Here is a 13,297-nt window from a genome sequence, read left to right on the forward strand (position 1 = left end):
ACGTCGGGAACAGGCGTGCCCACCAGTGGACTCATCCTGGCGCCTCTCAGCTAGCCTCTCCGCATGACGCAAGCGACCGCCGCCGACACCCGAGAGGCGATCATCTCGGCGGCATTCGCCTGCATCCGCACACGCGGCCTCGCCAAGACCACCATCGTCGACATCGCCCGGACAGCTGACGTCTCCCGGAGCACGTTCTACGAATACTTCCGGGACAAGGAGACGATTGTCGAGGCATGCGCCGAAGCCGCTTCCCAGCGCTTCTACCGCAATATGGCGACTGCCATCGACAGGTATGGCGGCAGCACGCTGGAGGACCGGCTGGTGCGGGCTGCGGTATTCGTCGCCCAGGCCCGTCGCGTCGTCGAGCCCGAGGTGTACTTCGATCCCGAAGAAGTGAACCTGATGCTCACCAAGAACGCGGCCACACTTCTGCGGGAATGCGCCGAGTTCCTCGCCCCCTATGTGGCCGCGGCACGCGTCACGGGTGAGGTCCGCAATGACCTCGATGTTCCCACTGCGACAGAGTGGTTCGCCCGAATGTTGTTCTCGCTCTTCACCACTCCGTCGCCCTACTTCGATTCACAGGACGACGACTCGGTCGCCGAGTTCGTCAAGCGATACGTCGTAGCCGGCTACGGTGACCGCCGTTCGAAGCGTCGCTGACCGCTCGCGTATTACGACTAGGACTCGCACCCGGGCATCAGCGACATTGACTTTAGTCTCGGTGACGGTCGCGCGCGGTGTATAAAAATTGGCGGCACCGCGGCGGGCCGTCAAACCGGCGAGACTCTTCGGACCTGAAAGCGCCGTTCTTTAGGCGCGATCTCGCGGCCGACAGCGGTTCACCCGGGGAACAGAACAACGCGCCTCAGGCGCGCGAGTTCCTCAATCGCCAGCATGACCAGCATCGTAACGGTCTTCGGACCCCCGGGCGATACCCGCGGGGAAGATGAACCGAAATGCATTGTGCGGCAATGTAAGAGCAAAGTTGTCGACGCACCGTCTTTCTACCGGTGACGGTGGCGCCTGAATCCCGCACATCGCATGACAGCGGTCCACGCCGCCGATTGTTAAGCAGAACTATCGCCCGGGGATAGAGTTTGACGCATTTACGTACCAGTTGACCGCTGGAATCATTGCGTTCACGGAGGAAAGAGAAGCGCACCGCTTCACTTCAATGTAACACGCGAAACATGCCTGCAACCTGCTCGGTGACAGAGCTAACAGCCCTGTCGTCGCTTTGTCGCGTACCACGCGTGGGGACGTCGCAGGCACAACTTGAGGAGCGTAATGAATTCGCACACCATCGGTTTCATCGGCGTCGGCAATATGGGCTCGCGGATGGCATCGCGCCTGATCGGCGCCGGTCACCGCGTCACGGTGTATGACCCGAATGCTGACGCGGTCGCATCCCTGGTGGCGCAGGGGGCCTCCGCGGCAACAGATCCCGCCGGCGCGGCTCGTGGCGCCAACTATGTGCTTCTGAGCCTGCCCACTCCAATGATTCTGCGTGCCGCCATCTTTGGCCCGGGTGGCGTCGTCGCTGCGGCACCGTCGGGTGCCGTCGTCATCGACTTCAGCACCGTCGATCCCTCCACCGCCCGCGAGGTGGCTCAGCGACTCGCAGACAGCGCGATCAAGTTCATCGACGCGCCAGTCAGCGGAGGAGTTGGCGGCGCGGAAACGGGCAATCTCGTGGTGATGGCCGGCGGCGATGCGTCGGTCCTCGAGGAGGCCCGGCCGGTGCTGGAGGTCCTGGCTGCCCGGATCGTAGCGTGCGGCGCTGTGGGCACCGGCCAGCTCACCAAGCTCAGCCACAATCTCCTGACGGCGATCAACACCGTCGCCCTGGGTGAAGTGCTCACTGCCTCGGTGAAGGCCGGAGCCGACTTGGGGATCCTCACCGAAGTGTTGACCGCGGGTCTGGCCGGCAGCAAGATGCTCGACTACCTACCCAAGACCCTGTTCACCGACGAGCGGCCGGCCAACTTCGCAATTGACTTGATGAACAAGGACATCGGGCTTGCACTCGATGAATTCGCCTCTGCACCAATGCTTCTGGGGCAACTGACCCGCCAGGTGTACAACACCGCCGCCGCAGAGGGTCTCGGCCGCAAAGACTCCACCAGCGTGTCCGAAGTGTACGAACGCCTCCACTGCCTGCGCTTGACGCTCTGACCCGTCCACCACTTAGCCCCCTTCGACCATTGGACATCGCCATGACCTCCACCCTCACCACCTTGGACTACGAACTTCCCACCGACGGGTTGACCGGCCTCTTCATCGACGGCGCCTGGGCGCAGCCCGCCACGGGAGCCACCCTCGTCGTGGAAAATCCCTGCCGGCGTTCACCTGTGGCCACTATTGGCGCCAGCGGCAGCGCAGATGTCGACGCCGCCGTAGCGGCGGCGCGTCGCGCTTTCTCCACGTGGCGGCTCCTCCCCGCACGCACCCGCGGTAGTGCACTCACCGAGCTGGGCAACCGGGTAAGCGCCCACGCCGAGTCCATCGCGCGGCTGTTGGCCGCCGAGACTGGCAACGCCGTGCGCACCCAAAGCCGCGGTGAAGTCGCCGGCGCCGCTGAAGTGCTGCGCTACTACGGCGGCGTGGTCTCGGAGATCAAAGGTGAGACCTTGCCGCTGGGCCCCGCCATGTTCAGCTACACGACGCGCGAACCGCTCGGAGTGGTCGGAGCCATCATCCCGTGGAATTCGCCGCTGGTACTGGCGGCCGTCAAGATCGGCATGGCGTTGGGAACCGGAAACACCCTCGTGCTCAAGCCCGCTGAGGACGCGCCGTTGGCGGTGCTGCGGGTCGCCGAACTGGCCGCCGACGTCTTCCCGCCCGGAGTGCTCAACATCGTCACCGGTACTGGCACCGCCGCTGGTGCGCCGCTGGCCCAGCACTCCGATGTCGCCAAGGTGTCGTTTACCGGCAGCAGCGAGGTCGGACGCTCGATCGGCCACGCGGTCGCCGACCGTATCGGTCACGCCACACTGGAGCTGGGTGGCAAGAGCCCCTCCATCGTTTTCCCGGATGCTGTGACCGACGAAGCGATCGACGAACTGGTCACCAATCTCGTGGCTGCACTGCGCTTCGCGCGGCAGGGGCAGTCCTGCACGGCGGGGTCGCGGTTGTTCCTGCACACCGCGGTGTGGAAGACAGTGCTGCCCAGGCTCGTTGCCGCCGTGCAGGACTTGACTGTCGGTGACGCCCTCGACGAAGCCTCTGACGTCGGAGCGGTAATCAACGCGGAGCGCTACCAGGAGATTCGAGCCTTCTTGGTGGAAGCGCACCTCAACGGCGCCACGTTCGAAACCGGCACCGTCCCCTCTGAGGTCGCAACAGACGAAGGCCTGTACCCACAGCCCGTGGTGATCACCGGTGTCGACAACACGTGGCGAATCAGCCGGGAAGAAGTGTTCGGCCCAGTGCTGGTCGTCATCCCTTGGACCGACGAAGACGAGGTCATCGAGATGGCCAACGACACCCCTTACGGACTGGCTGCGTTCGTATTCACCCGCGACCTCGGCACTGCGCTGCGGGTCACGAGTCGACTCGATGCGGGCTGGATCCAGGTTAACCAGGCCGGCGGTCAGATCCCCGGAATGTCCTACGGCGGCATGAAGCAAAGCGGCATCGGCAGCGAGTATTCCATCGAAGGCGCCCTGGAGTCCTACACCACCCGAAAGTCGGTCACCGTCAACATACCGGCGGCCAGCCCCCCAAGCGAGCACTGAACCATGCGCCACCACAACGACTCTCGGCACTCTTCCCACACTCAACAGGATCAGACATGACAATGCCAACCATAGACTCCTCCGCCACCCCACCCGCGACACCGACGACGGACACGACAACCTCCGTCCGGGCAGCAGCGAGCAGCTTTCTCGGCACGACCGTGGAGTGGTACGACTACTTCATCTACGGCACCGCCGCGGCACTGGTGTTCCCGAAGGTGTTCTTCAACAACCTGCCCGACCACATGGCCACGCTCGTCTCACTGGCCACCTTCGCGGTCGCCTTCGTGCTACGCCCCATCGGCGGCGCGGTGTTCGGGCACTTCGGCGACAAACTGGGCCGCAAGAAGATGCTTGTCATCACCCTGCTGGGAATGGGCATCTTCACCGGGCTGATCGGCCTGCTGCCGACCAACGCTCAAATCGGCAGCTGGGCCGCAGTTCTGCTGATCCTCTGTCGCGTCGTGCAAGGCTTCGCGCTCGGCGGTGAATGGGGCGGTGCGGCCTTGATGAGCGTCGAACACGCCCCCGAAGGCAAACGCGGCTTCTACGGCAGCACGATGCAGGCCGGCGTGCCCGCTGGCCTCCTTGCCTCGGCTGGCGTGTTTGGACTGGTCTCGATGCTGCCCGACGAGGACTTCTATGCCTGGGGCTGGCGCATCCCGTTCCTCATCGCCTTTGTGCTGATGGCGATCGGGCTCTACATTCGGCTCGCCGTCGAAGAACCACCCGCGTTCCAGAAGGTCGAGCAGACCGGAACCAAAGTCGAAAAGCCCATCGTTGAGCTTTTCCGGCACGACACCAAAAAGGTTGTCCTGCTGTCCCTTCTGCAGAGCGCGGCCAACGTGGGTTACTTCCTGATCACCGTCTACAGCCTCACCTACGTCACCCAGACACTCGACATGCCGCGAACAGTGGCCACCACAGGTCTCATGATTGGTGCCGCCGTGGACCTGGTGATGCAGCTGGTCTTCGGCAAGCTCTCGGACAAGTTCGGCCGATTCAAGGTCTACGGCTTCGGCATCCTGTTCCTGGGTCTCTACGCCTTCCCCTTCTATCTGCTGCTCGATTCCCGCAACGAATGGCTGGTCATCCTGGCCTTCACCCTGGGCCTGGGCATCGGCCACGCGTCCACCGGATCCCTGCACGGCGTCATCTATGCCGAGCAGTTCCCCACCCGGTACCGCTACACGGGTTCCTCCATCGCCTACCAGACCGCCGGCATCATCTCCAGTGCACCGACCCCGATCGTCGCCGCCGCACTGGTATCGACATTCAACAATTCAGACCTGGTCGCCTGGTATGTCATCGGCGCAGCGGTCATCTCGATGATCGCCGTTCTGATGCTCAAGGAGACCTACAAGGACCCCATCGATGTCTAGCTGCGCTGCCGCGGCCACCACCGGGGCGACCACACTTGCCGCGGTGGTGGGAGAGCGCCTCGATCGGGCCATGACCCTCGAGCTCCGGCCCATGACCGGCGGCCTCCCCGCAGGCATCGTGGTCCCGATCTATGACATCTGCCGAACCCTCCAGCCGCTCCCGCTGTCCACGGCGGCAGCCACGCTGCTCATCGAACGGCTCACGCCGACCGACACGGTGTGGATCGTCACCGGCGCCGGCATCGGACCCGCCCTGCCCCACGGCGAAACCGACGGCCCTCCAGGGGCGGCCGCGCTCGGACGCGCGATCCGCCTCGCCCTGGGCGCCCGTGCGGTCCTGGTCACCGAACCGGCCCACGCGCCAGCGGTGCTGGCCTGCGCCGAGATCGCCGGCCACGACCTCGACCATCTGATCATCCCCAGCGGCGCGGACACCCCCGAGTCGCTCGACCAACTGTTGAGCGACGGCGCACCGGCGGTGCTGATCTTCGTCGAACGCGACGGCGCCAACCGGGAAGGCCGCTATCACGGAGTCCGCGGCAACACCCGCCCCGACGGCAGCGTGGTGGCACTGGATCGGCTGGCAGGCCTGGCCCAGGCTCGCGGTATCGCCACCATCGGCATCGGTGACGGCGGCAACGAGGTCGGCTTCGGCGCCGTGCGGGACCAGATCGCCGCGCTGCTCCCCCGCCTCGGCGCCTCCGATGGCGGGTGGCCCTCCGGACGAGTGACCGCGCACAGCACCGACGTCGTGGTCAGCGCCTCCGTGTCCAACTGGGGCGCCTACGCGGTGTGCGCCGCGCTGGCCGCCCTCACCGGATGCCGGGATGCCTGCTGGGCGCCGGACTTGGAGCGCCGCGCCGTCGAAGCCGCGGTCCACGCGGGTGCCTACGACGGAGCCACCGGCGCGGCCGCACCTGTCGTCGACGGGATCACCCTCGACACCCACGCCGCCGTGGTCGTACTTTTCGCCGCGATTGCCGACACCGCACTCGGCTAACGCGCCGCAACATACCAGCTTGCCTCACCCCACCATCGTCACGGAGATCCCCATGAGCAGCGACACTTTCGGCAACCCCATCGATCCAGTCGCCGGGTTCGCCCGCGGATCCATCATCACCTCCAGCACCGAGGAAGCGCTGCGGCTGCGCAACGCCCAGCACATCGCTGCCCACCGGGTACGCAGCCTGGGGGCCGAATCCATCGGCGTATTCACCGGCAACCAGCGCGACTATCCGATCGAGGCCACCGACATCGCCACCCTCTGCGAGGAATGGGTCGGCCCCGGCCTGTTCGCCGACGATCTGCGCACCGTGGTACTCGAGCACCTCGGCGGTGCCACCGATCATCAGGTCGCGATCTTCAACCGCACCAGTGCGGGCATCATCGCCGCGATCGTCGCGCTGGCCCCCGCCGGCACCGTCCTGTCGGTCGTCCCCCAGGGCGGCCGGTCCCACGCCTCGGTGGTCCACGGCAGCCGCCTGGCCGCGGCAACCCTGATCGAAGCGGCGATCGACACTGACTGGACCTCCCACATCGCCCGCACCACACCGCAACTGGTGGTGATCACCACCGTCACCAGCAGCCTGGAACGCATGGATGACGACGACATCGCCGATGTCGTTGACGCCGCCCGCACGGCCGGATCGATCACCCTCCTCGACGAAGCCTATGGCGCGCGCCTGCGGACCGCGCTACACGGCGGGGCGCTGTCATTGCACCTCGGCGCCCACCTGAGCATCACCAACTGCGACAAAGCCGGCCTGGCCGGACCCCGCGCCGGCGCACTCGCCGGCAGCGCCCACCTGGTCGCCAAAGTTGCCGCCACTGGTGCCAGTTTCGGAATGGAAGCTCGCGCCCCCATCGCCGCTGGCGCGTTGCGCTCCTTCCAGCGCTACACCCCCGAACTGCTGCGCGACGAGGCGCGCAGCGGCCACCAGCTCAGCGCCGCACTCACCGGCGCATATCCCGCCGGAGTCGTCAGGGAAAGCGACCTCGGACCGATGATCCACGAAGACGATGTGCTCCGAGAACTGTTGCGGATGAGCGGATCTGACGACGCGCCCGGCTGCACCCGCGCACCGGTCGTCGTACCGTGCGAAGCCACCTCAGCACTAGGGGCGCTGCTGCTGCGCGATCACGGCATCCTCACGACCAACACCCACGGCCAGCCCGGAGCCCGGGTGTCACTGCGGCTGAAACCGACCGTCGACGCCATCGACCGCATCGGCGGAATCGGCGCCGTCGTCGCCGCCGTCGCCGCCGCGACCAAAGAACTGGCCACCCTCATCGACGACCGCGACGCGATCGCCGCCCTGATTCTGGGAGACGCAGCATGACCGACACACTCACCACCCTCGACGACCGTCTGGACAACCTCGTCACCCTCGACCTCGGAGGCCGCGGAGTTGAACACCTTTTCACCGCCGCCCGCGCACGGCAAGGCACCTCGCTGGTGGGTGCCGCCGCGGATGCCCTGGCCGCGGTGCCCGACGGCGCCACCGTGGTGATCACCACCGGATCGGTGTCGCGGGCCTGGATCTCGCCCACCGTCGGCGAAAACGACGGCCCTGCAGGGGCTGCCGTCATCGCCCGCGCCCTCGCTCTCGCCAAGAACGTCACCCCCGTCATCGTCGCTGAAGAGACTCTGCTGGCCGGTCTGGCCGCCATGGCGACCAGTGCGGGTCTGTCGGTGCTGCCCTACGAGCAGGCGCGCATCGCCGCGGGCGACGGCTCCCTGGCGGCCGCCTCGGTCATGGGCTTCCCCACCACCGACGCAGAGGCCGACACCGCAGCAGCGGATCTGCTCGACTCGTTGGCTCCCGCGTTGCTGTTCTCCACCGAGCGGGTGGGGCGCGCCGTCGACGGCGTTTACTACAGCATGCGCGCCGTCGACTACGGCATGGGCCGCGCCCGAATCGACCGACTCTTCGACGAAGCTCGCCGCCGCGGCTTCCCAACCGTCGCCGTCGGCGACGGCGGAAACGAGATCGGGATGGGCGCCATCAGCGACGCCGTGCACGCCCACGTCACACACGGAGCCACCATTGCCGCAGTCACCAGTGCCGATGTCCTCGTCACCGCGGCCTGCTCCAACTGGGGATGCTACGGAATTGCCGCGGCGCTGGCCGCCCGCCTCGGGGACCCACGCCTGGTCCACACCGCCGCCGCCGAAGCCGCGCTGCTGCAACGTGGCACCGACCTCGGCATGATCAATTCGGTTGCCGGCGTAATCGATTCCCACGTCGACGGTATCCCCGCCCCCACTCACCTCGCGCTGGCCGAACTCGTTCACGCCGTCGTACGCAACCACCTCTGACCACCACCAACCACTATCGATGACACAGCACCTCAACACGCCCGCCCCCGACGCCGCTGAGCACCTCGTCTCGGTGATCGTCACCCTCCCCCGCGCTGACTACACCGTCGATACCCGCGAAGCTTTGGAGCTGGCGCTGGGCGAAACCACCGCCGCTATCGAAGAACTCCATCACACCCGGCACGATCCGGGCCCCGACGCGGCGGTCACCGGCTGGGACGACGCTGCTGCCGCGCTGTCTGCCGCCGCCGCCCTTCCCCGCGCCGCGGCCACCAGTTATCTCGCCGCGCTTCCGGCCGGCTACAAGGCCCAGACGACACCTGAGCGCGCCGTCGACGACATCGCCCACCTGCTGGCCCTCGCCCCCGGCGTGATCGACACGAGCCTGCGCCGCGACACAGGGACCGGCCTGCGATGCGCGCTTTACACCCGTGACCAACAGATCGAGCTGAGCGCGCTGATCCCGGTCCTGCAAAGCCTGGGCATGACCGTGATCGACGAATACCCCTACCTCGTGCAGCCCCCCGCTGCGCCGCCGGGCCGGATCTATGTCCTGAACGTGCAACTCCCCCGCGACGTGAACGTCGATGCCGAGGCGTTGCACCGGATGCAGGACGCCTTCGCCGCGATCTGGCGCGGCGACGCCGACACCGACGGCTTCAACGAACTGGTCTCCCGCGCCGGACTGCACTGGCGGCAAGCGGCGCTACTGCGCGCCTACACCGCCTACCTACGGCAGCTAGGGTTCACCTCCAGCGCCCACTACCTGCAGCGGGTGCTGCTGGCCCACCCGGTCCTGGTCTGCGACATCATCGAACTGTTCTGCGCACGTTTTGATCCCGTCCGCGACTCGGACACCCGCACGGCCCGCGCCGACGCGGCACGCGACCGCATCCACGCCGGCCTGGAGACCGTCAGCAGCCTCGACGCCGATCGGATCCTGCGAGCCCTGCTCGGCGCGGTCCAGGCCACCGTGCGCACCAACTACTTTCGACGCGACTCGGCGGGGCGGGTCCGCCCTTACCTGTCACTCAAACTTCGCCCCCGCGACATCACCGGCTTCACGGTGCCCGCACCGCACCCTCTGTTCGAAATTTTCGTGCACTCCCCCGATGTGGAAGGTGTGCATTTGCGATTCGGCCCGGTTTCACGAGGCGGACTGCGCTGGTCTGATCGCCTCGAGGACTACCGAACCGAGATTCTCGGCCTGGTCAAGGCCCAGACGGTGAAGAACGCCGTCATCGTGCCGGTAGGAGCCAAGGGCGGCTTCGTCGTCCGCCGACCCGCCCCGGCCACCGGCGGCCGCGCCCACCAGTGGGCCAAAGGCCAAGACTGCTACCGCGCCTTCATCGGCGGACTGCTGGATGTCACCGACAACATCGACAGCGCCACCGGCGCGGCAATGACTCCCGCGCAGGTGGTGCGCTACGACGAACCCGACCCGTACCTGGTCGTCGCAGCAGACAAGGGCACCGCCACCTTCTCCGACATCGCCAACGCCGTCGCCGCTGACCACAACTTCTGGCTGCAGGACGCGTTCGCCTCCGGCGGATCGATCGGCTACGACCACAAAGCCCTCGGAATCACCGCCAAAGGCGCCTGGGAAAGCGTCAAACGACACTTCCGGGAACTCGGCCGCGACATCCAGCGCGCCGACTTCACCGTCGCGGGCGTCGGCGACATGAGTGGCGACGTATTCGGCAACGCGATGCTGCTCAGCCCCCACATCCGTCTCATCGCCGCCTTCGACCACCGGCACATCTTCCTCGACCCCACCCCGGATGCGGCGAGCTCGTACGTGGAGCGGACGCGCGTGTTCAGCCTGGAGCGCTCTACCTGGCTTGACTACAACACCGCGGCGATCAGCCCCGGCGGCGGCGTCTTTGCCCGCACAGCCAAAGCGATTCCGCTCAACGACGATATCCGCGGCGCCCTCGACATCGACTCCGCCGTCTCAACCTGCACCCCGGCCGAACTGATCCGCGCCATCCTTACCGCACCGGTGGACCTGCTCTTCAACGGCGGCATCGGCACCTACGTCAAAGCCAACCACGAGTCCCACCTCGACGTGGGCGACAAAACCAACGACGATTTGCGCGTCGACGCTGACCAGCTCCGCGCGCGGGTCATCGGCGAAGGCGGCAACCTCGGACTGACCCAGCAGGCACGCATCCAGTTCGCCCACCACGGCGGACGCATCAACACCGACGCCTTCGACAACTCCGCGGGCGTTAACTGCTCCGATCATGAAGTCAACATCAAAATCGTCCTGCAGACCCTAGCCCGAGACAGCCAACTGGGCGAAGACGAGCGCCGCCAGCTGCTGTCGGAGATGGCCGGTGAGGTCAGTGCCCTGGTCCTGAAGGACAACATCAACCACAATGAGGTGCTGGGTATTTCGCGTGTCGACCCAGCGGGCATCCTCGCGGTGCACGCGCGCCTGATCGATCACCTCGAGCACAAATACGGACTCGACCGGACGTTAGAAACCCTGCCCGACCGTGATGAGATCCTGCAGCGCGAAAAGGCCGGCCTCGGGCTAGCTTCCCCTGAGCTCGCTACATTGCTCGCCCACGTCAAACTGGCGCTCAAGACAGACATGCTCAACTCGACACTGCCCGACGCGGACCTCTTCGCCGCGGAGCTACCGAAGTACTTCCCCGCACAGCTGGCCCAGCGGTACCCCGACGCCATCGCCACCCACGCGCTGCGGCGCGAAATCGTCACCACGATGGTGGTCAACGACATCGTGGAAACCGGCGGGATCTCCTATGCCTTCCGACTCCAAGAGGAAACCGGCGTCGCCGCCACCGACGCCATCCGCGCTCACGCCGCCGTCTCTCGCATCTACGGCCTCGTCAGCCTGCGCCGAAAGATCTTTGACCTCGAACCCCACGTCGACGTCGAAGTCACTGACACGTTGTCTTTAGCCATCCGCAGGCTGCTCGACCGGACCTCGCGCTGGATGCTGCTCTACCGCCCCCAGCCCCTGGCGACGGGCGCCGAGGTCACCCGCTTCCGCGACCCGGTGAGGACACTGATCCCCGACATCGCGACTTGGCTGCAGGGACAGGAAGGCCGCGACTTCGCTTCTGCCGTAGACGACCTCGTCACCCGCGGCGTGGCCCCCGAGGCGGCACACTGGTTCATCAGCCACCTGCACGGCCCCGGCCTCCTCGATGTCGCCGACATCGCGGACCTCACCGAACAGCAGCCCCGGCGCGTGGCCGCGCTGTACTACGCACTGTCTGACGAACTGGGCATCGGGCGACTCGCAGAGACCATCGCCGCGATGGCCACCCATGACAAATGGGACCACCTCGCCCGCCTCACGCTGCACGACGAAGCGTTAGCGGTCCTGCGCACCGTGACCACCGACATCCTGCTCACCGCCGAGACCGGCGAGCCCGTCGAGGCGATGATTGATGAGTGGCGCACGACCAACAGAGCCCGAATCGACCGTGCTGCAATATTGTTGGCGGAAGTCGGCGTCCTCGAACAACCGGGACTCGCCGCGCTGTCAGTGGCGGTGGGTCACGTGCGCGCGATGGTGCAAAGAACGCATCGGCACCCCGGGCCGCGATAGGCCGCCTCCGATTCGGTGGCGCCGCGCGCCGCACACCACCGGGGACAGGACTGGACGGGGGTGGTCCGGTCGCTATCACCGTGGCGCGGTCGTCGCGACCGCGCCTCCGGGTGGCCGGCGGCACGCGAACCCGAAGCGCTCCCGCACTGCAGCACCTCTGCCCCCTCCCGGGTTCTACCGGACCGTGTCCGCTCCCACGCGGGCTGGCACATTCGACGTCAGGGCCGGCCCAGACGCCCGCCGCCCACGCCCGCGTGCGCGGTCTGCGCCACGCGTCGACGACAGGTGAGACGATGGACACCCCGCTGGACGAGGACGGTCTTGATGCTCAACCTGTGGCGACTACGCCTGCTCCAAGAACTGGCAGCCCTGGGCACCATGACCGCGGTCGCCGATGCCATGTTGATCACCCGCGCGGCGGTTTCTCAACACCTGTCTCAATTGGAGACCGAGATCGGAGCCGTGCTCGTCGAACGCGACGGCCGACGAGTCAGGCTCACTGAAGCTGGACTGCGTTTGGTCGCCCACTCCAACGAACTGTTCCAGATGATCGAAGAGATCGAAGCCGACGTGGCCGCGGCGAAAAAGTCAGTGTCAGGCGACATCCGGCTGGCCGCGTTCGGCACCTTCAGCGCGTCGATCGCCCCTGTCGTGGTGTCGGCACTGCTGGCAGAACACCCCCAGCTCAGCCTCAGTTTCACCGAACTCGAACCCACCGAAGCATTGCGGGCAGTTCACGCCAAGCAGGTGGACATCGCCGTGGTCGACAACCTCGTGCCGTCGCAAGCGCAAACCTCAGCGCTCGAGTTCTTCCCTTTGGGAACCGACTATTTCTACGCTGCCGTCGCCGACACTCACCCCCACGCCGGCAAGGCGGCCATTCACCTCAACGACCTCGCCGAGAACCAGTGGGCTATCAACGAATCTGCGGTCGCGTACCACGGATACGTCCTGAACGCCTGCTGGGAGGCCGGTTTCAGCCCAAAGATCGTCGCAAGTTGCAAGAACACCCTCGCGACCCTCGAATTTGTGCGGCGCGGATGGGCCGTGGCCGTACTTCCGGGCCTGGCGACCACTCAGTGCCCGCCGGGGGTCGCCATGAGGAAAGTCGAACCGCCACTGCAGCGCTCGTTGTTTGCCGCCATCGTCGCCGGCTCTTCGCGCAGACCAGCTACCGCGGCCGCACTCACCGCCCTCACCGACCACACCGCGGCGTGGATCACGGCGCAGCGATGAGTTCGCGCACGGATCAACGCCGCCAGCGGCC

8 protein-coding genes and 1 pseudogene are annotated in these 13,297 nt (G+C 66.5%); all 9 read left to right on the forward strand.

Features of this window, described 5'->3' with window-relative positions; translation table 11 throughout:
• Positions 1-63: 63 nt before the first annotated feature.
• The 9 genes and pseudogenes from P9A17_RS32490 to P9A17_RS32535 all read left to right on the forward strand — a co-directional run bounded on the left by P9A17_RS32490 (position 64) and on the right by P9A17_RS32535 (position 13,266).
• A complete protein-coding gene (locus P9A17_RS32490; protein WP_278042929.1) occupies positions 64-666 on the forward strand; it encodes a TetR/AcrR family transcriptional regulator in 603 nt (200 codons plus the stop codon).
• A 585-nt stretch (positions 667-1,251) separates the two neighbouring features.
• Positions 1,252-2,181 (forward strand): annotated as a pseudogene (locus P9A17_RS33275) (NAD(P)-dependent oxidoreductase); the annotation flags it as partial.
• Positions 2,182-2,222: 41 nt separating this feature from the next.
• Complete coding sequence (locus P9A17_RS32505) at positions 2,223-3,743, forward strand: aldehyde dehydrogenase family protein (protein ID WP_278042930.1); 1,521 nt, start codon at positions 2,223-2,225, stop codon at positions 3,741-3,743.
• Between the two features lie 56 nt (positions 3,744-3,799).
• Positions 3,800-5,125, forward strand: coding sequence for an MFS transporter (locus P9A17_RS32510; RefSeq protein ID WP_278042931.1), 1,326 nt, complete (start codon positions 3,800-3,802; stop codon positions 5,123-5,125).
• Entirely contained in the window at positions 5,118-6,125 is a 1,008-nt protein-coding gene (locus tag P9A17_RS32515) for a glutamate cyclase domain-containing protein (protein ID WP_278042932.1), read from the forward strand. Before P9A17_RS32510 ends, P9A17_RS32515 begins: the two co-directional genes overlap by 8 nt.
• Before the next feature lie 52 nt (positions 6,126-6,177).
• Positions 6,178-7,464 (forward strand): hypothetical protein, encoded by a 1,287-nt coding sequence (locus tag P9A17_RS32520; RefSeq protein ID WP_278042933.1) that lies wholly within the window; start codon positions 6,178-6,180, stop codon positions 7,462-7,464.
• Positions 7,461-8,444, forward strand: a complete 984-nt coding sequence (locus P9A17_RS32525; RefSeq protein WP_278042934.1) for a glutamate cyclase domain-containing protein — start codon at positions 7,461-7,463, stop codon at positions 8,442-8,444. Before P9A17_RS32520 ends, P9A17_RS32525 begins: the two co-directional genes overlap by 4 nt.
• A 19-nt stretch (positions 8,445-8,463) precedes the next feature.
• The gene (locus tag P9A17_RS32530) at positions 8,464-12,030 is read left to right on the forward strand and encodes an NAD-glutamate dehydrogenase domain-containing protein (RefSeq protein ID WP_278042935.1); all 3,567 of its coding nucleotides are present in this window, start codon (positions 8,464-8,466) and stop codon (positions 12,028-12,030) included.
• Positions 12,031-12,354: 324 nt separating this feature from the next.
• The gene (locus P9A17_RS32535; protein ID WP_278042936.1) at positions 12,355-13,266 is read left to right on the forward strand and encodes a LysR family transcriptional regulator; all 912 of its coding nucleotides are present in this window, start codon (positions 12,355-12,357) and stop codon (positions 13,264-13,266) included.
• Positions 13,267-13,297: the final 31 nt, after the last annotated feature.

The sequence above is a fragment of the Mycobacterium sp. 236(2023) genome, from assembly GCF_029623955.1.
In the GTDB taxonomy this organism is placed as follows: domain Bacteria; phylum Actinomycetota; class Actinomycetes; order Mycobacteriales; family Mycobacteriaceae; genus Mycobacterium.